Source organism: Vreelandella sp. H-I2, from assembly GCF_052959335.1.
Genome location: NZ_JBRAMC010000004.1, coordinates 254,141 through 271,986, shown reverse-complemented (window position 1 = coordinate 271,986; position 17,846 = coordinate 254,141). Strand labels below are relative to the sequence as shown.

General features: G+C 58.9%; 14 protein-coding genes. 9 read left to right on the top strand and 5 right to left on the bottom strand.

Annotation, left to right across the window (positions count from 1 at the left end; all coding sequences use genetic code 11):
* Positions 1-126: 126 nt before the first annotated feature.
* From ACUVOF_RS12025 to gabT, 3 genes are read left to right on the top strand one after another with little or no spacing between them, the layout of a single operon-like run.
* Positions 127-1,542, top strand: coding sequence for an APC family permease (locus ACUVOF_RS12025; RefSeq protein ID WP_447044577.1), 1,416 nt, complete (start codon positions 127-129; stop codon positions 1,540-1,542).
* Positions 1,543-1,572: 30 nt separating this feature from the next.
* Positions 1,573-3,024, top strand: coding sequence for an NAD-dependent succinate-semialdehyde dehydrogenase (locus ACUVOF_RS12020; RefSeq protein ID WP_447044576.1), 1,452 nt, complete (start codon positions 1,573-1,575; stop codon positions 3,022-3,024).
* Between the two features lie 11 nt (positions 3,025-3,035).
* Positions 3,036-4,307, top strand: a complete 1,272-nt coding sequence (gene gabT, locus ACUVOF_RS12015; RefSeq protein WP_447044575.1) for a 4-aminobutyrate--2-oxoglutarate transaminase — start codon at positions 3,036-3,038, stop codon at positions 4,305-4,307.
* A 138-nt stretch (positions 4,308-4,445) separates the two neighbouring features.
* On the opposite strand, the gene ACUVOF_RS12010 is transcribed toward gabT, so the two are convergent.
* The 4 genes from ACUVOF_RS12010 to ACUVOF_RS11995 are packed head-to-tail and all read right to left on the bottom strand — an operon-like array spanning position 4,446 to position 10,924.
* A complete protein-coding gene (locus tag ACUVOF_RS12010) occupies positions 4,446-7,673 on the bottom strand; it encodes an efflux RND transporter permease subunit (protein ID WP_447044574.1) in 3,228 nt (1,075 codons plus the stop codon).
* A complete protein-coding gene (locus ACUVOF_RS12005; protein WP_447044573.1) occupies positions 7,670-8,842 on the bottom strand; it encodes an efflux RND transporter periplasmic adaptor subunit in 1,173 nt (390 codons plus the stop codon). Before ACUVOF_RS12005 ends, ACUVOF_RS12010 begins: the two co-directional genes overlap by 4 nt.
* Positions 8,839-10,278 carry an efflux transporter outer membrane subunit gene (locus tag ACUVOF_RS12000; protein ID WP_447044572.1) on the bottom strand — a complete coding sequence of 480 codons (1,440 nt, stop codon included), beginning with the start codon at positions 10,276-10,278 and terminating at the stop codon, positions 8,839-8,841. Before ACUVOF_RS12000 ends, ACUVOF_RS12005 begins: the two co-directional genes overlap by 4 nt.
* A 4-nt stretch (positions 10,279-10,282) precedes the next feature.
* Complete coding sequence (locus ACUVOF_RS11995; RefSeq protein WP_447044571.1) at positions 10,283-10,924, bottom strand: TetR/AcrR family transcriptional regulator; 642 nt, start codon at positions 10,922-10,924, stop codon at positions 10,283-10,285.
* A gap of 193 nt (positions 10,925-11,117) precedes the next feature.
* Here ACUVOF_RS11995 and ACUVOF_RS11990 point away from each other — a divergent pair, with 193 nt between their 5' ends.
* Both ACUVOF_RS11990 and ACUVOF_RS11985 read left to right on the top strand, forming a co-directional pair.
* Positions 11,118-11,891: a MipA/OmpV family protein gene (locus ACUVOF_RS11990; RefSeq protein ID WP_447044570.1), complete on the top strand. Its 774-nt coding sequence runs from the start codon at positions 11,118-11,120 to the stop codon at positions 11,889-11,891.
* Positions 11,892-12,032: 141 nt separating this feature from the next.
* Positions 12,033-12,335: an antibiotic biosynthesis monooxygenase family protein gene (locus ACUVOF_RS11985; RefSeq protein ID WP_447044569.1), complete on the top strand. Its 303-nt coding sequence runs from the start codon at positions 12,033-12,035 to the stop codon at positions 12,333-12,335.
* A gap of 60 nt (positions 12,336-12,395) precedes the next feature.
* Here the strand turns inward: ACUVOF_RS11985 and menA are convergent, their stop codons facing one another.
* Positions 12,396-13,322, bottom strand: a complete 927-nt coding sequence (gene menA, locus ACUVOF_RS11980; RefSeq protein ID WP_447044568.1) for a 1,4-dihydroxy-2-naphthoate octaprenyltransferase — start codon at positions 13,320-13,322, stop codon at positions 12,396-12,398.
* Between the two features lie 142 nt (positions 13,323-13,464).
* On the opposite strand from menA, the gene ACUVOF_RS11975 reads away from it, so the two are divergent.
* The 4 genes from ACUVOF_RS11975 to menH are packed head-to-tail and all read left to right on the top strand — an operon-like array spanning position 13,465 to position 17,838.
* Positions 13,465-13,968 carry a DoxX family protein gene (locus ACUVOF_RS11975; RefSeq protein ID WP_447044567.1) on the top strand — a complete coding sequence of 168 codons (504 nt, stop codon included), beginning with the start codon at positions 13,465-13,467 and terminating at the stop codon, positions 13,966-13,968.
* Between the two features lie 27 nt (positions 13,969-13,995).
* Positions 13,996-15,321: an isochorismate synthase gene (locus tag ACUVOF_RS11970; RefSeq protein WP_447044566.1), complete on the top strand. Its 1,326-nt coding sequence runs from the start codon at positions 13,996-13,998 to the stop codon at positions 15,319-15,321.
* Positions 15,322-15,326: 5 nt separating this feature from the next.
* Positions 15,327-17,096 carry a 2-succinyl-5-enolpyruvyl-6-hydroxy-3-cyclohexene-1-carboxylic-acid synthase gene (menD, locus tag ACUVOF_RS11965; RefSeq protein ID WP_447044565.1) on the top strand — a complete coding sequence of 590 codons (1,770 nt, stop codon included), beginning with the start codon at positions 15,327-15,329 and terminating at the stop codon, positions 17,094-17,096.
* Positions 17,089-17,838, top strand: a complete 750-nt coding sequence (gene menH / locus ACUVOF_RS11960) for a 2-succinyl-6-hydroxy-2,4-cyclohexadiene-1-carboxylate synthase (protein WP_447044564.1) — start codon at positions 17,089-17,091, stop codon at positions 17,836-17,838. The genes menD and menH overlap by 8 nt, the downstream gene beginning before the upstream one ends.
* Positions 17,839-17,846: the final 8 nt, after the last annotated feature.

Here is a 17,846-nt window from a genome sequence, read left to right as displayed (position 1 = left end):
GGCAGAGTGGTGCATTCGCGTTATTGCCCCCGCCTGCTAGCGTATAACTATTCCGCTACTGGAATCAGCATACCGCGCCCCTGAGCGCCCACGACAACATCCAATAACTCGCAGGATATTTTTATAATGACGACACCTTCATCAGAACAGGATGGGCTTGTCCGGGTACTCGCCCGTGGCGATGTTCTAGCGTTGGCTTTTGGTGCGATGATCGGCTGGGGCTGGATCGTATTAACCGGCACCGCGATTCAGTCCGCTGGCAGTCTAGGCGCCATTATAGCCTTTATTATCGGTGGTTTAGCGATTGTGTTGGTCGGCCTGACCTACGCCGAACTCGCCGCTGCCATGCCTAAAGTCGGCGGTGAACACGTTTATAGCTACCGCGCTCTGGGTCATTTGCCCTCTTTTCTATGCACCTGGGCGATCATTTTAGGCTACTTGAGCGTGGTCGCGTTTGAAGCGGTCGCGTTGCCGACCGTCATCGAGCACCTCGCGCCCAACTATGCGGTCGGTCATCTATGGACCATTGCCGGTTGGGAAGTCAAAGCCACCTGGGTAGCGGTAGGCGTTGGCGGTTCGCTGGCCATGATGGTGATTAACTATTTTGGCGTTAAGACCGCCGCACTGCTGCAAAAGGTGGTGACCGGGTTGATTCTGCTAGTGGGCGTGATGTTTGTCACCGGTTCGCTGTTTGAAGGCGAAACCATCAATATGCTGCCGCTATTTGCCCAGGCGGATACCGGCGTGTTTGCGGGCATCGTCGCGGTGTTGGTCATGGTGCCGTTCCTATTTGTGGGTTTTGACGTCATTCCCCAGGCGGCGGAAGAGATCAACTTGCCTTACAACGCCATCGGCAAAGTGTTGATGATGTCGGTCATTCTGGCGGTGGTTTGGTACGCGCTGATTATTCTGGCCACTAGTCTGGCGCTCGATAGCACCGCGTTGGCGGCAAGCTCACTGAGCGTGCCGGATGCCATGGGTAGCCTGTTCAACGCCGCGTGGGCCAGCAACTTAATGGTCATGGCGGGTATTGCGGGCATCATTACCAGTTGGAACGCTTTCTACATTGGCGGCTCGCGGGCGATTTATGCCCTCGCTAAAGCCGGCATGCTGCCAGCGCCGTTTGCCAAGCTGCACCCGCGCTATAAAACCCCGACCAACGCCATTTTCATGATGGGCTTTCTCTCCTGTTTGGCGCCCTTCTTTGGCCGCCCCGCGCTGGTGTGGATCGTGAACGCCGGTGGCTTGGGCATCGTGCTGGCGTACCTGTTCGTGGCGATCTCCTTCATGGTGCTGCGGGTACGCGAGCCGGACATGCCACGCCCGTTCAAAGTCAGCAACGGCAAGCTGTGCGGCACCTTAGCGGTCTTACTCTCTTTCGGTATGGCGTGCCTCTACCTACCCGGTAGCCCGGCGGCCCTGAGCAGTGCTGAATGGACCATTTTTGCCGGCTGGGCGGTTTTAGGCTTGGCGTTATATATCCATGCACTGCGCACCTATGGTCGTGATTACAGCGACCGTCATATGAAGATGGACCTGTAAGCCTTTTACTTCGTTACCTAGGAGCCATGTATGAGCTTTATCGAACAGTGGTTACATGATGCAGTACCTGCCCTGGTGGGCAGCGAGTGGCGTAAAGGTCAGCAGAGCTTTGCTGTCGATAACCCCGCCACCGGTGAAACCATTGCCCGCGTGGCAGAATTAAACGCCGATGACACCCGCGACGCCGTGGCGGCCGCCTATGAAGCAGGCGCCGCCTGGCGCGCCACGCCCGTCAAACAGCGCTCGGCCCTGCTGCGCCGCTGGTATGAGCTGACCATTGAGCACGCTGATGACTTGGCCCGGCTGATGACGCTGGAGCAGGGCAAACCGCTGGCGGAAGCTAAAGGCGAAGTGACCTACGGCGCGTCGTTTATCGAATTTTTCGCCGAAGAAGCCAAGCGCATGGCGGGTGAAACCCTGCCCAGCCACGGTGCCGACAAGCGCCTGCTGGTGCTGCGCGAGCCGGTCGGCGTGGTGGCGGCGATTACCCCCTGGAATTTCCCGCTGGCGATGATTACCCGCAAGTGCGCCCCGGCCCTGGCTGCTGGCTGCACCGTGGTGATTAAACCTGCTGAAGCCACGCCGTTAACCGCGCTTGCTGCCGCTTACCTAGCACTGGAAGCAGGCTTGCCCGCAGGCACCATTAACGTGGTGACCGCCTCCAAACCGGCGGAGGTTGGCGAAGTGCTGACCACTGATTCACGCGTGCGCAAAGTGTCGTTCACCGGCTCCACGCCGGTAGGCAAGCGCCTATTGGCCCAGTGCGCCAGCACGGTGAAGAAAACCGCCATGGAGCTGGGCGGCAATGCGCCGTTTATCGTTTTTGATGACGCCGACGTGGACGCCGCGGTGGAGGGCGCCCTTGCCTCCAAATTCCGTAACGCCGGGCAAACCTGCGTGTGCACCAACCGCTTCCTGGTGCAAGACGGCATTTACGATGCGTTCGTCGAGAAGCTCACCGAACGTGTGAATGCTCTAAAGGTGGGCGATGGTCTGGCAGACGGCAGCATTATCGGCCCGCTCATCAACCAGGCGGCAATAGATAAAGTGCAGCGCCACGTGGACGACGCGCAAGGCAAAGGCGCACGCCTTATATGTGGCGGCAAACTCCACGCTGCCGGTGAGCGCTTCTATACGCCCACGGTGCTGGCCGATGTCACCACCGAGATGGCCGTGGCTGATGAAGAGACCTTCGGCCCCGTGGCGCCGGTGTTCCGCTTCAAAAAAGACGAAGAGGCCATCCAGATGGCCAACGATACCCCGTTTGGCCTAGCCGCCTACTTCTACGCCACGGATTACCGCCGCATCTGGCGCACCATGGAGCAGTTGGAGTACGGCATGGTCGGCGTCAATGAAGGGCTGATCTCCACCGAGCTGGCGCCGTTTGGCGGAGTAAAAGAGTCCGGGCTGGGCCGTGAAGGTTCCCATCACGGGTTGGATGAGTTTACTGAACTGAAATACGTCTGCGTTGGCGGTTTATAAGGAAAGCTATGATGACTAACCAAGAATTGAACGAGCTGAAAAACCGCTACGTGGCCAACGGTGCCGCCACGCCGACCACCCAGTTTGCCGAGCGCGCTGAAAACGCCGAACTGTGGGACGCCGACGGCAAACGCTGGATCGACTTCGCGGGCGGCATCGGCGTGCTCAACCTGGGCCACCGCCACCCGAAAATCGTCGCGGCGGTCGAAGCGCAGCTCAAGAAAGTCATGCACACCAGCGCAGCGGTCATTTCCTACGCGCCCTACGTGCAGCTGTGCCAAAAGCTCTGCGAACTCACCCCGGTACGCGGCCCCGAGCGCAAAGCAATGCTGGTCAACACCGGTGCCGAAGCGCTGGAAAACGCCGTGAAGATTGCCCGCGCCGCCACTGGCCGCACCGGCATCATCACGTTCGATGGCGCCTTCCACGGCCGCACCATGATGACCTTGGCGATGACCGGCAAGGTGCTGCCCTACAAAAACGACTTCGGCCCGATGCCGGGCGACGTGTTCCGCGCACCGTTCCCCAACCCGCTGCACGGCATTAGTGAAGAAGCCTCGCTGAACGCCATTCGCACGCTGTTCAAAACCGACATCGCCCCGCACCGCACGGCGGCCATCGTGATTGAACCAGTGCAAGGCGAAGGCGGTTTCTACATTGCCTCACCGGACTACCTCAAAGCGCTGCGCGCGCTGTGTGACGAGCACGGCATTCTGCTGATCGCCGACGAAGTGCAGTCCGGCTTCGCTCGCACCGGCAAGCTGTTTGCGCTAGAACACAGCGGCATCGAGGCGGACATTCTCACCACCGCCAAGAGCCTTGCGAACGGCATGCCACTTTCTGCAGTAATAGGTAGCGCCAAGGTAATGGACGCTTCCGGCCCCAACTCCCTGGGCGGCACCTACAGCGGCAACCCGCTCTCCTGCGCAGCGGCCCTGGCGGTAATCGAGGCCATCGAAGAAGAGAACATCCTGGCCCGCAGCGAGCAGATGGGCAAAATGCTCGCCGAACGTTTCGAGGTATGGGAAGAACGTTTCCCTGCGGTAGCTCATGGCCGCCAGCTCGGCGCCATGGCCGCCTTCGAGCTTGTGGATGAAAACGGCAAGCCCGACGCCGCCCTGACCGGCACGCTCTGCGCCAAAGCCCGCGGGAAAGGCTTGATCCTGCTTTCCTGTGGCTTCTACGGCAACAGCATACGCATTTTGGTGCCGCTGACCGTATCCGGCGAGGTGCTGGAAGAGGGCTTAAGCATTATCGAGCAGTCGCTGGAAGCGCTTAGCTAATACGCCGCGTTAGGCATCTATAGCCCGCCCCCACCACAAGCGTTCGTTGTTGGCGGGGCGGGCTTTTGGTTTTTAAGGCTCTGATGAAAGCGGCAGGCCGTTCGCTGACGGCCTGCCAGGGGTAAAGAAGCGGAGGCGCTAGTCCAGCACCTCGGGTTCGTTGGCATTCGACGGTGTCAGCAGATAGTAAAGCGCGGGCACCACCAGCAGCGCCAGCAGCGTGGCCGAGATCAGCCCGAAAATGATCACCAGCGTCAGCGGCCGGTAGCTTTCACTGCTCACCGCCAGCGGCACCAGCCCGACGATGGTGGTGACGGCGGTGGTCAAAAGCGGGCGCAGCCTTCGCGCCGCGCCGGCGGAGGCTGCTTCGGCCACGCTCATGCCCTCCTTGAGGAAGCCGTTCATGGTATCGACCATGATGATACCGTTGTTGATCGCGATGCCGATCAGCGATACCAGCCCGATCATGGCGAAAAACGAAAACGTGATCCCGAACGCCCAGAAGCCAAGCGCCGTGCCGATGATCGCCAACGGCATGGTGGCGAAGATGATCAGCGCCTGGCGGAAGCTGCTGAACACGATGACCAGCACGCCGACCACCAGCACGATGGCCACCAGCATGGCGATCCCCACCGAGCCCAGCGTATCCGCCGTCTCGGCGGACTCGCCGCCCACCGCGATGCGATAGCCTGCGGGCCAGTCGCGCTGCAGCTCATCAAGGCGCGGCGAAATCTCGTTCATGATCTCGGTCACCGTGCGGCCCTGGTTCTTGGCAAGCACAGTCAGCGCGCGTTCACCACCGACGTGGGAAATGGCAATCGCGCCTTCCGACTGGACGGGATTCAGAAGCTGGAACATAGCGATGGAGCCGCCGTCCGGAAGGTAGGCGCGCACCCGCGAGAACTCCTCGACATTGCTCGGCCCGCCCGCCTCGCCGGGCTGGCTTGGCCACTCCATCCCTAGGCGAATGTCGAGGTCGTCGGTTTCACCGGAGGTGGCGAAGGTGCCGATGATATCCGAGCTGTAGGCGATGCGGATCTGCGAGGCGAGCTCATCGTAGGAGATACCGAAGAAGCTCAAGGCGTCGCGGTTGGGGCGCAGCGCCAGTTGGGGCTGTGGCGCGCCCAGGTTGTCGCGTACATCTACCACGTTCGGGGTCGAGGCGAGCACGTCCTGCACCTGAAGCGACAGTTCCTTCAGGGTGTCCATGTTGCCGCCCAGCAGTTGGATCTCGATGGGGTCCCCCGGCGACGGCCCGCTGCTTTCCGGCACCACGAGCAGCTCGGCCCCGGCGACGTTGTCGTTCAAGAACGCGGAAAGCTCTTCGCGCAGCGCCTCCGCCAGCACGTAGGAGTCCGCTTCGCGCGCCTCGCGCGATTTGAACATCGCCGAAAAACCGATGAAGTTCTCGGCGTCGCTGGGTTGCAGCGAGCCGCTGCCGGCGAACGGGCTCTTGAGTCCCACCAGCTTGCTGATGCTCGCAAAATAGGGTTTGTCGCGCAGAATCTCGCCGACCTGGTCGGCCACCACCTGGGAAGTCTCCAACGGCGCGGTGGGCGGAAGTTCGATATTAATCCCGAGGCGCTCGCCGTCCGCCGGGGGGAAAAGCTCAAGGCGTGTTTGGGTAAACGCGAACAGCGAGACCACGAACAGCACGACGGCGCCCAGTACCCAGAGCCAGGCGCGGCCGCGGCTGGCCACGATATAGCGACCGTTAAAGCGCTCCACATTGTCGACGGCGCGCTGGGTGACCCGGTCTGCCAGGCCCGGTTTTTCATCGCCTTCGGCACGGCGCTGCTTGCCCAGAAGCGCCCGCGAGAGCGGCACCGCGCAAAGCATCGCGACCACGAAAGAGAGCACCAGACAGATGATGATCGTGGCCGGCAGTATGCGCACAAAAGCGCCCATGGTGCCGCCAATCGACATCAAGGGTGCCATGGCCAGAAGTGTGGTCACCTGTGCGGCGAAGACAGGAATCGCGTAGCGTTTGACGGTGGCCAGCACGGCCTGGCCGAAGGTACGCCCGTTGCGGTAGATCTCGTCGTGCAGGCCCTCCATCAAAATGATGAACACATCGATGATCATGACCAGCGCGATCACCATGCCGATGATCACCAGCTCGTTAAGCGAGTAACCAAGCGCCCCGATGACCAGCAGCACCCCGGCAAAGGTGACGGGCACGGCGAGCCCTGACACGATCGCCTCGCGCCAGGAGATGGTGATGAACAAAATGGCAAACACGACCAGCATGGTCTGCAGGGCGCTGGTAAAGACGTCCGTCAGCGATTCCCAGATCTGTACGGCATCGTCCTGAAGCACTGAGTAGCTCACCTGGGAAGGCCAGGTGCTGGCCGTTTCCAAATCGGCGAGCGTGGCGCGAATGCGCTCCACCACCTGCACGGTATCGGCGCCCGGCGTCTTGGTGATCGACATCTCCAGCGACGACTCGAAGTCGCTGCCGCGCTCACTGAAAAACGCCCGCGACTGCTCGGTTTCCTGCATACGCTTGACCGTGGCGACCTCACCCAGGGTCAGCGCGCGGGAGCTTTGGTTGTTCTCCAGGCGTGATACGGGCAGCGCGCGCAGGTCGTCGATATCGGAAAAGCGGCCTTCCAGACGTACCACCGCGCCCATTTTCTGGCTGCGCACTTCGCCAAATGGCTGCTCGATATTGGCTTGCTGCACGGCGTCGCGAATGGTGGTGGGTGAGAGCCCCAGTGCCAAAAGCCGCTCCGGGTCGATGAGGATCTGGACGATATCCTCACGCTCGCCGCCGATATTGACCTCGTTGATGCCCTGCACGCGCTCCAGCGCATCGCGAATCTGCCGTGCGGTCTGGTTGAGCGTGGCGGAGCCGGCACTGCCGTGCAGCGCCAGGGTCAGAATCGGCCGGTCGTCCACCGAGCTCTGGCTGATGTTGGGGCTTTCGACCTCGGCGGGGAAGCCGGATTCCGCATCGGCAACGGCGGCGCGCAGACGGGTCATGGCGTCGGTGGTGTCGGTCGAGGCGTCGAACTCGACGGAGATGACCGACAGCGAATCGAAGGAAGCGCTGTTGACCTTGTTTACGCCGCTGAGCGTGGTGATTTCATCCTCGATCAGGTCGGTGACCTGCTCTTCTACCGAGCGCGGGTCAGCCCCGGACCACACCGTCGTGATGCTCGCCTGGGGAATATCGAGGGCGGGCAGCGCCTCCTTGACCAGCGCCGAGTAGGCGAACAGCCCACCCAGCAGCATAGTGATGGTGAGCAGAATGCCAAAGATCGGTTTGAGGAAGAAAAAGCGCATCAACCGGTGGGCGCTGCGCACCTCGTCGGTTTCGCGTCGCGCCGGTGGCGTTTCCCTGGCTGTAACGTCCGAACTCATGGCTGGCCCCCGATGAGCGTGACGCGGTCGCCGTCGTTTAGCCGGGTGCGCCCTTCGGTCACCACCTGCTCACCGGGGGAGAGTCCCTCCAGCACTTCGCGGCGCTCGCCGGCCTGCTGGCCGAGCTGCACGCTGCGCTCTTCCACTCGGCCGCTCTGTTCATCAAACACGAACACGAACGCTTGATCGTTCAAAAAGCGCAGCGCGTTGAACGGCACGCTCAGTGCCTCGGTTTTCTCGGGCTCGGCCATCCAGACGGCGACGAAGGCGCCGTCCTGTAGGCGCGGGTCGTCGCCGGTGGTGCGAATGATGACCTCGAAGGTGCGCGACTGCGGGTCGACCGAGGGGCTGATCGCATGGATTTCGCCGACCTCGCTCTCGCCAAGCGTTTCGGGGTCGAGGCTATCCGCATTCTGCGGTGGTCGCCCGCCAATAACGGCGCGCGCCCCGACTTCGACACGGTTGAAATTGTACGACGGCAGATCCACCCGCACCTCGAAACGCGACGGGTCGATCACCAGCGCCGGCACCGTTTGAAGCGCGCCTTGCTCGGTGGAGGAGTCCACTGTGCTGGGCATGAAGTAACGCCCCTGCTCAATATTGAGCCGCGCCAGTACCCCGTCGATGGGCGAGACCAGCCGCGACTCCTCGAGCATGACCTCGGCCTGGGCAATCTGGGCACGGGCGCTGTCGCGGGTGGCCAGGGCTTGCTGAACCTCCACGCGCGCCTGATCCAGTTCCTGGGCGGAGGCGGAGCGCTGGTTGACCAGAGTCTGGTAGCGCTCCTGGGTAACCCGCGCAAGCGAAAGGCTGGCCTCGGCTTCCTCGAGCGAGGCGCGCGCGGAGGCCAGCTCCGCTTCCAGGCGCCCGGGTGCCTGATGGGCAATCAGTTGCCCCTGTTCCACCGGCATGCCCACCCGCAAGTCCTGATCCACAAAGGTCACCTTGCCTGGCTCGGTAAAGGTCAGGTACTCCCGGCGCAGGGAACGCGCGGTGCCCTGACTGTAGGTCCAGCCTTGCAGCGCGACTACTTCGGCGGGCTCGACGCGCACGCTGACCGCGGGCGCCTGCTGGATCTCGGCGTCCTCGGTGGGTGCCGCTTCTTCACTCCCGCAGGCGCTGAGCAGCAGTAAAAATGCCAGGCTACCGGCGATGGTTTTCATGTTCATAACGCAGAAGTTCCTGTAAAGGACGGGTCGAACGCGGAGACAGCATCAAAACCACCCCCTAAAGCAAGATGTAAGTCGATGCGGTTTTCCAACCGATCATATTGGGCGGTGATCGTGGCGCTACGGCTATCCAGCGCCCGCTGATAGCTCTCCAGCACGTTCAGGAAGGGCTCGATGCCCTGCATGTAGCGGTTGAAGGAGACACGCACCGCGGCCTCGGCGCTTTCGGCGGCATCGTTGCTTTCGGCGACGCGCCGGGCCAGCAGGTCGTCCACCGCTAGCGCCGTCTCGACTTCCGACAGGGCGGTGAGCGCGGTATCGACGTACGCGTAGAACGCCTCGTCACGTTGGCCGCCGGCGATGTCGGCCTGGGCGCGTAGCCGTCCGCCCTGAAAAATCGGTTGCACGAGATTGCCTGCGATCGTCCAGATGAACGAGCCGCTGCTGAACAGATCGGCAAGCTCGCTGCCCGTCGAGCCGGCGCTGCCACTTAGCGAAATCGAAGGTAAAAAGGAGCGCTCCGCGGCGGTCAGCCGGTAATCAGCCGCCTGCAGCGCCCACTCGGCACTGCGCACATCCGGCCGGCGCGCCAGCAGCTCGGCAGGAACGCCCGCCGAGGGCAACGGAGGTACGGCGGGAAGCTCGCTGATAGTGATCAACTCCCCGGCCGGGTATTCCCCCATCAGCCTTTCCATTTGTCGCGTCACTCGGGCTAGGTTTTCACGGCGCTGCGCAAGCCCGGCCCTGGCCGAGCCCAGGTTGGCATTAGCCAGGGTAAGGTCGGTCGGCGAGACGATCCCGGCGTTGGCGCGGTTCTCGACCTGACGGGCGAACTCCTCAAGCGCCTCGACCGTGTTTTCGGAAAGCTCCACCTGGGCGCGGGCCTGCACGACACCGAGATAAAGCGACACGACATCTGCCGCCAATGATTGATGCATGCTTCTGAGCTGCTCACTGGCGGTAAAAAAATCCGCCCGCCCCGCGGCAGAGAGCGTCGACAGCCGTCCCCACAGATCGACCTCCCAACTGACGTCCAGCGAGGCGTTGTGCGTATTGGATATGCTCTCCCCACCTCCCTGCGCTCCCGGACGGCGTTGGCGGGAACTGTTGAGTCCCGCGCTGACTTGGGGGAAAAGGTCCGCCCGCGTGGTGCGCGCCTGCGCCTCGGCGATACGCGCCTGGGCGATGGACTGCGCAAGCCCAGGGTTATCGTCCAGAGCATTTCGTACGAAGCGATTCAGCGACTCGTCCCGAAACGCTTGCCACCACGCATCGGCGACGAAGACCTGCTGGCCGCCCGCCGCTAAAAAAGTATCGGGGAGTTCGACCGGCGGTGGGGCAGACCTGGGCGAGGGGGTAGTCGCGCAGGCTGTCAACAACAGCCCCAGGCCTGATAGATAAACCAACCGGCTAAATCCATTTGAAGGTATCGACATGTGTTCAGTCCGTTGAAAGGAGTCGTAGCATTACTTCGCGGTGGCTTTCCTTGATGGCGGCGATCTCGGAGGCGGCACTTTCGCTTCCAATAATCATTTGCCAGAACATGGCCAGTACTGCCGGTGAAAACGCCAGGGCAATTTGCCCAGATGTCAGGGTGGTATGTGACGTATGCTGGCGCAGGTAGCTCTCCAGTACGCGTTGACGCTTTTGGATATAGGGCCGATAGGTCTGCTGATACCACTGCTGGACTCTCTGCGGGTTCCTACCGCTTTCGACGATCAACAGCCGCATGATGGTGAGTCTGCGTGTCGTTTTGTTATCGCCATAGAGCATGTCCAGAAAGCCATCGACGGCAAATTCCAGTGTAACTTCGTTGCTCAACGACCAGGCGTCGTCGGTTGTGATCGGCAGCATAATCGCATCGAGCAGTGCTTCGAACAGCGCTTCCTTGCTCGTAAAGTGCGCATAAAGACCCGCTTTGGTGATGCCTGCCTTACGTGCAATGCGCTCAACCGTGGCGCCTTCAAAGCCTGAAATACTGAACTCGTCAAGCGCGGCATCCAGTATGTATTGACGGCGAACAGTCGCGCTCAAGCGCGTACGCTTGGTCGGCGCAGTGCCCGCGGTGGGTGTTTGCGTCATGAGATTACTTACCCTGCAAAAAAGGCTTACAAAAGTGCTACTATACCTTAACGACCGTTTGGTCGTTAAGCCTTTGATCAATCGCTGATTCAGGGCATAGCACTGGATGAGAGGCCTTCGCAGCCAAAAGACGCGATTCTCCTTTTACCCATGCTGGCGCATGTTAATCACGAACCGCTTAAGAAAGAAGCACATGACTCATGTACATCCAGGACGCTGGCGGCTGATGTTGGCATTAGCCATCGCTAGCTTTACGACCGGCTCGACAGCGCTGGCAGCACAGTGGGACGGCACCCTTGGTGCCGGGGCGATTTATACGCCGGATTATCTGGGTAGTGATGACTATGAATGGAATGCCTTTCCGGGGTTCGAGGCGACCTACGACAAAACGTTCGTTGTCAGTATGAGAAACGGCATTGGCTGGAACATCGTCAACCAGAACGGCTGGCAAGTAGCACCTTTTATCGGTTATACCTTTGGCCGTGATGACACCGGCGACATCGATGACCTGGATAAGGTCGACGGTGGCGCAACAGCCGGTCTGCGCATTAGCTACCAGGGCAATGATTGGCGCTACAGCGCATCAGCAGAAACGCCCTTCACCGGCGATGTCGATGGCTACCGTTTCGCTTTAAAGGCTAATCAAGTCACACGTTTTGGCGAACGTACTGTGGTTACTTTTGGACCGAGCATTGCCTACACCAGCGCCGGTTGGACAGACGATCTATTTAGCGTCTCTCCCTCTGAGAGCGTACGTTCAGATATCAATGCCTATGAGCCGGACGATGGCTTTTTTGCGATTGGCGCTGATGCATCGCTAAGCTACTACCTGACAAGCCAATGGTCGGTAACAGGTATTGTCGGCGCCTCCATGCTTACCGGCGACGCCAGCGACAGCCCGATCGTCAATGATCACGGCAGTGACATGCAGTGGCGGACAGGAGCATTCATCAACTATCACTTTTAAGCTGGGTGTCTTAGTTATACTGATACTTAGCAGTTGAGAGATAGTCGTTGCTAAACCTATTCGTCATCACACCAGGACGTTACCATCAAGCCAGCATTTGCGTAATTCATTCAGCAGAACCCTTTCAATAGGAGCGTCACCATGTATATCGCCATGAACCGTTTTCGGATTGCCCCAGGCCGTGAAGAGGACTTTTTAGAAGTGTGGCGCAACCGCGACTCTCACCTGGATGAAGTGCCAGGCTTCAAGCAATTCAAGATGCTGCAGGGTGAAAGCCAGGAAGATCACACCGTGTTTATCTCCCACAGCGTTTGGGAATCCGAAGAAGCCTTCCGCGACTGGACCAAGTCAGACGCGTTCCGCAAAGCTCACGCCAACGCCAAAGCGCCGGAAGGTATCTACCTTGGCCCGCCCAAGTTTGAAGGTTATAAGGTGGTGCTGTAAGGCTCGTGTTGCTCAATTGAGTCAGTTGTCAGCGGGGTGGTTGCCCCGCTGTAGCGTTAACTAAAATAACGCCAAGCCAATAGAGAGCAGTACGCTGTAAAGCAGCGTTGAAATGGCCGTTTTCTTCAGCATGCCGGTGAGAATTTCGCCATCACGGCTATGGTTTAATGTTCTGGCGGCATCGGTCAGCGGCTTGGCTACCAGCAGGCAACTCCATCCCACCAGCGATACCGGCAGCGCCACCAAGTAGATTAACGTCAGTAACAGCGCCAATCCTAGCAGTGCCCAATGGTAGTGAATCGCGTTAGCGCGGCCCAGCCGCACCGCCAGAGTAATCTTGCCGTTACGCGCATCGCTTTCGATATCGCGCACGTTATTTACATTGAGCACGGCGGTTGCCAGCAGCCCACACGCTGCAGCGGGCAGAAAGGGCAGTCCGCTTAGTTGCTGGGTATAAAGGAAGTAGGTACCCATAACACCGAGCAGTCCGAAAAACACAAAGACTGAAATATCGCCCAATCCACGATACCCATAGGGCGTGCCGCCCAGCCCAACGGTATAGGTTACCGCGGCTAATAAAGCGGCTGCGCCTAGCAGCATGAAGGTGACAATATGTCCCCACTGGTTTCCGAAGGCGGTAACCAATAATGAAAGCCCTAAGAGCGCTGCAGCAGTGGCCGTTATTATCATCCCTTTGCGCATTGCTTGGGGGCTAAGCATCCCAGAAGAGACCGCCCGCACCGGCCCAATGCGCGCCTGGTCGTCGGCGCCGGAAGCCGCGTCGCCATAGTCATTAGCTAGGTTAGAGAGTACCTGTAGCGCAATGGCGGTCAGCAGGGCTAGCAAAAGCACCAAGCCATTAAAAGCATCCATGCTAGCCGCTAACCCAGTACCCAATAGTATAGAAGCGCACGCCAGTGGTAGCGTGCGAGGGCGTGCGGCTAACAACCATGCTTGGTAGTGGCGGTGCTTACTGTGTTGTTCCATTACGTCGATATTCCTGTTGACCGTTTTCATTTAATAAACATTCGGAAATGTATAATTAAGTGCTAAAAAGTAGATCTAAGTCAAAATATGCCGACTTACCTTGCTCCACACTGCAAGCACCTTTAGAGCAGGAGTTTACGCGATGATTGGCGACTTATTTAGACATAACAAATATATGGCGGTAGTTTGGTTACTGCTTCGGCTTTATTTAGGCATCACTTGGTTAACCCTTGGCATCGGTAAGATAACCGGTGGTTTTAATGCCGAAGGCTTTCTGCGCAATGCCGTGGCGAACCCCGTTATGCGGGAGGGAAGCACGGTTTACCCTAATTACGTCGCCTTTCTGGAGAATTTCGCACTTCCCAATGCGGATTTGATCAATGTCATGATACCCCTGGGTGAGGTGTTGGTGGGCCTGGGTTTAATTGTTGGCGTGCTGACTTCCTTTGCTGGGTTTTTTGCCATTGTGATGAACATGTCCTTTTTGATGGCGGGCACGGTGTCCACCAATCCTTGGATGATTGCACTGACCTTCTTTTTACTGGTAGCGGGTGCCAATGCCGGTCGGCTTGGCGGTGATCGCTGGGTGCTACCCTATATTAAGAATAAGCTAGGCTTAAGGTACCAAGCGGCCGCTAGCAGGTAATTGTAAACGCGGCCTAACAGGCGAATTATGCACTCCACACACTCTATTGAAGTACTCAAGCATCAGCTTGATACCCTTGTTGAAACTGTTGGAAAAGGGGTTGTCCGCCTGAGTGCCCCGTGCCATGTTGGTAGCCTCGCGGGGTGGTTAAATGCGCAGAGTGTGTTTCCACGACTCTACTGGCAATCGCGCGATGCTGGCGCTGATGAATATGCAACGCTAGGAGCTGTAAAAGATTTTGTTTCTCTGACGACGCTGCAGGCGGACCTTACTGCGCTAGCCGCTTTTGACGGTGAACAGCCAGACTATTTCGGGGGCATGGCCTTCGATCCCGAAACGCCTGGGTGGGAGCATTTTCCTGGCTGCCACTTTTTGCTGCCGCGTATAGAGCTTAGGCGCCATCAAGGTGAGGCGACGCTATCACTCAACCTGCGTTTTGATGACCGTTGCCCGGAGGCTGAGATAGCCCAGGCTCGTGCCTGTTTGGCTGCGCTGGAAGAGGAGCAACCGCTGCCTAGCCTATTGCCGCATATTTATCAGCGTGAAGACCGTCCCACCCTGAAAGAGTGGACGGCGTCGGTGGCGCAGGTCACTCATCCTGATCAGTTGGGTCACACACCTAAAGTAGTGCTTTCCCGGGAGACCTGCCTGACGACACCTGAAACGCCTAGCCCTTGGTCGCTGCTAGCACGCTGGCAGGCAGGTGTCGCCGACTGCTTTCACTTTGGCGTTCAATTGACACCGCATGAAGCGTTTATTGGTTGTCCGCCGGAGCGGCTCTACAAGCGCGAAGGTAGGCATTTAATGACCGAAGCGTTGGCGGGTACCACGTGCCGTGGGCAGGATGCCCAGCAGGATCAAACGCTTGCGAATAAACTACTTGCTGATAAGAAAAACAATCTGGAAAACCAGTGCGTCTATCAGCAACTTTTGACCCAGCTTGAGTCGCTTTCTTCTCAAGTCCAGATGGGCGAGGCGCATATTGTTAAGCTGCGCTCGGTGCAGCATATCCGACGCCTGATTCACGCCGAGCTCCACAGTCACATCACCGACCAGCAACTGCTTGCAGTACTGCCGCCTACCCCGGCAGTTGGTGGTGTTCCCCGCGACTCGTCGCTGGCTTTTATTCGCCAGCATGAGCGCCATCAACGTGGCTGGTACGCGGGGGTTTTCGGTCGAATTAGTCACGCCAGTAGCGACTTGGCGGTCGCTATCCGTTGCGCCCATATCAGCCCAAAAACGATTCGGCTGTATGCCGGGGCAGGCATTGTGGCAGGCTCACAGCCTGAAGAGGAGTGGCGCGAACTGGATACCAAAATCGCTGATATCATGTCGCTACTCGGAATGGGATAACGTAGATGACAGCACCGACATCGAGCGGCTTTATGAAAAAGCACGCCACCTTTAATCATGTGTGGGCGGCGCTAATGCTGGAAGAACTCTACCGCTTGGGTGTCCGCGACGTAGTGCTGGCGCCAGGCTCCCGCTCATCACCTTTGACCATGGTCGCCAGCGAACATCCCGGGCTGCACTCCCACTGCCACTTTGACGAGCGTGGGCTGGGGTTTATGGCGCTGGGTATTGCCCGGGGCAGTCAGCGTCCGGTGGTCATTATCACCACCTCAGGCACTGCCGTGGCGAACCTTTACCCGGCGGTGATAGAGGCCAAGCTGCTCGGCGTGCCGCTCATTGTGCTCTCTGCCGACCGCCCCATTGAGCTACTGGATAACGGCAGCAACCAGGCGATTGATCAGCGCGATATTTTCTCGCGCCACACCATTGCCTATCACGACCTGCCGTCGCCAGACGCTGACATCAAAGCCGCGTTTCTCCTCAGCACGCTTGATCAAGCCATTGATCAACAGCGCCGCTCCCCTGGACCCATCCACATTAACTGCCGATACCGCGAACCGCTTTACCCCGGCTGTTGCCTGGTGGATGCCAGCGACTATCTCGCTCCGCTGGGGAACTGGTTAACCGCCTCCAAACCTTGGAGTGCATGGCAGGTCAGTGCTGCGGTTCCAGCGCTCAACAGCGAGTGGGAAGCGCTTGCCCAGCAGCGCGGCCTGATTGTTGTTGGCAGGGTTGAAGACAGAGTTGAAAAGAGAGTTGAAGACCTTGTTAATGACTCCCAACAGGCGCAGCAGATTGTTGAGCTATCCAAGCAGTTGGGTTGGCCGCTGTTAGCGGATGTGCAGAGCCAGATCCATTTTGATCCTCAAAATCTAATTCATTTTGACCTGGCGCTGCATGACGAAGATTTCAGCGCTGAACTTGCTAAAGCTGAGGTGCTGCTACAGTTTGGCGGTCGGCTGATTTCCAAGCGATTACGCCAGTTTATTGCCCAGCAGTCGTGGCAGGATGCCTGGTTGGTTGATCCGCAGCCTCAGCGGCTGGACCCTGATTACTGTGTTAAGCGCCGTTTGATATGCTCGCCTGCCGACTTTATCGCTGATTTGCCGACGATTCCCGAGCAATCTCCTTGGCATCAATTGGCTAGCCTCCAGCGCCGCACCAGTCAGCTTATCGAGGAGTTCTGTATAGCATTCTCAGAGTTGGGTGTCTGCCACCAGCTAGCGCAGCTAGCTAAAGGGCAACTGTTTATAGGCAACAGCCTGCCTGCACGGCTTATGAATATGCTGGGTACGCATCGCCAAACACCGCTGCGGGTATTTGCCAATCGCGGTGCGTCCGGTATCGATGGATTGATTGCCACTGGCTATGGCATTAGCTGCACTCGCCAAGAACCCACTACTATTTTGCTGGGAGATACCAGCGCGCTACATGACCTCAACAGCCTGGCGTTGATGAAACAAGCCACCCAGCCAGTGGTGGTGGTTATCCTCAATAACGATGGCGGCAGTATTTTCCATATGCTGCCGGTGCCTAAAGAGGGTGATTTGCTGGAGCGCTATTATCGACAGCCTCACGGCTTGAGCTTCGAGTTTGCGGCGAAGATGTTTGGGCTTGGCTACGTTGCGCCAGAGTCGCTGGACGCCTTTGCGACAGCCTATAGCCAAGCTCTAATGGTGGGCGTTACGTTGATCGAGGTTAACGTACCCCATCAGCAGGTCGCCGATGACCTGACAGCGTTAGGAGCCGCACTTCGGGGCGGACTGAATGAGTAGTCAAGCTAAGCCAACCCTGGTCATGCTGCACGGCCTGCTGGGCGATCGCCACGACTGGGCGGGGGTGAGTGATGGCTTGGAAGGCGTCGATTGCTTAACGTTGGACTTGCCTGGCCATGGCGAGAATCAAAGCGTCCAGACAGCCTCTTTTGAGGCGTTTCACTACTGGCTTACTAACACATTGGTGACTCACGGTATTCGCTGCTACTGCCTGCTGGGCTACTCCCTGGGCGGGCGCTTGGCGCTTTATCATGCTAGCCGTCAGCCATTAGGTCTTGCCGCCCTCTGGTTGGAAAGCGCCCATCCAGGGCTGGCTGCCAGCGAGCGACCCGCCCGCATTGCCCACGATGAACGCTGGGCAACACGTTTCGAGCAGGAACCAATGGAGGGTGTACTTACTGACTGGTATCAGCAACCGGTGTTTTCCGACCTAACCGAGGCCCAGCGTCGTCGGCAGATTCAACGCCGTCTTGCTAATCATGGGCCAGCTGTCGCGAATATGCTGCGTGCGACATCACTCGGCAAGCAACCGTCTCAATGGACATGGCTGGCAAACACGTCGCTACCGGTCAGCTATTTTTCGGGTCTGCGGGATGCCAAGTTCCTCACGCTGGCTTCTCGTCTAAAAACGATGGCCCCCCGTCTGCGCCAGATCACGCTAGACGGGGGGCACAATCTTCATGCTGAACAGCCTGGTGAAATCTCACAACAGCTCAACGCTTGGTATCAAACGTTTGGCTAAACCACTGG

Bases quoted from the DNA above. Each gene is read 5' to 3' on its own strand.
- ACUVOF_RS12025 (WP_447044577.1), top strand. From the start codon at position 127: ATGACGACACCTTCATCAGAACAGGATGGGCTTGTCCGGGTACTCGCC.
- ACUVOF_RS12020 (WP_447044576.1), top strand. From the start codon at position 1,573: ATGAGCTTTATCGAACAGTGGTTACATGATGCAGTACCTGCCCTGGTG.
- gabT (WP_447044575.1), top strand. From the start codon at position 3,036: ATGACTAACCAAGAATTGAACGAGCTGAAAAACCGCTACGTGGCCAAC.
- ACUVOF_RS12010 (WP_447044574.1), bottom strand. From the start codon at position 7,673: ATGAGTTCGGACGTTACAGCCAGGGAAACGCCACCGGCGCGACGCGAA.
- ACUVOF_RS12005 (WP_447044573.1), bottom strand. From the start codon at position 8,842: ATGAACATGAAAACCATCGCCGGTAGCCTGGCATTTTTACTGCTGCTC.
- ACUVOF_RS12000 (WP_447044572.1), bottom strand. From the start codon at position 10,278: ATGTCGATACCTTCAAATGGATTTAGCCGGTTGGTTTATCTATCAGGC.
- ACUVOF_RS11995 (WP_447044571.1), bottom strand. From the start codon at position 10,924: ATGACGCAAACACCCACCGCGGGCACTGCGCCGACCAAGCGTACGCGC.
- ACUVOF_RS11990 (WP_447044570.1), top strand. From the start codon at position 11,118: ATGACTCATGTACATCCAGGACGCTGGCGGCTGATGTTGGCATTAGCC.
- ACUVOF_RS11985 (WP_447044569.1), top strand. From the start codon at position 12,033: ATGTATATCGCCATGAACCGTTTTCGGATTGCCCCAGGCCGTGAAGAG.
- menA (WP_447044568.1), bottom strand. From the start codon at position 13,322: ATGGAACAACACAGTAAGCACCGCCACTACCAAGCATGGTTGTTAGCC.
- ACUVOF_RS11975 (WP_447044567.1), top strand. From the start codon at position 13,465: ATGATTGGCGACTTATTTAGACATAACAAATATATGGCGGTAGTTTGG.
- ACUVOF_RS11970 (WP_447044566.1), top strand. From the start codon at position 13,996: ATGCACTCCACACACTCTATTGAAGTACTCAAGCATCAGCTTGATACC.
- menD (WP_447044565.1), top strand. From the start codon at position 15,327: ATGACAGCACCGACATCGAGCGGCTTTATGAAAAAGCACGCCACCTTT.
- menH (WP_447044564.1), top strand. From the start codon at position 17,089: ATGAGTAGTCAAGCTAAGCCAACCCTGGTCATGCTGCACGGCCTGCTG.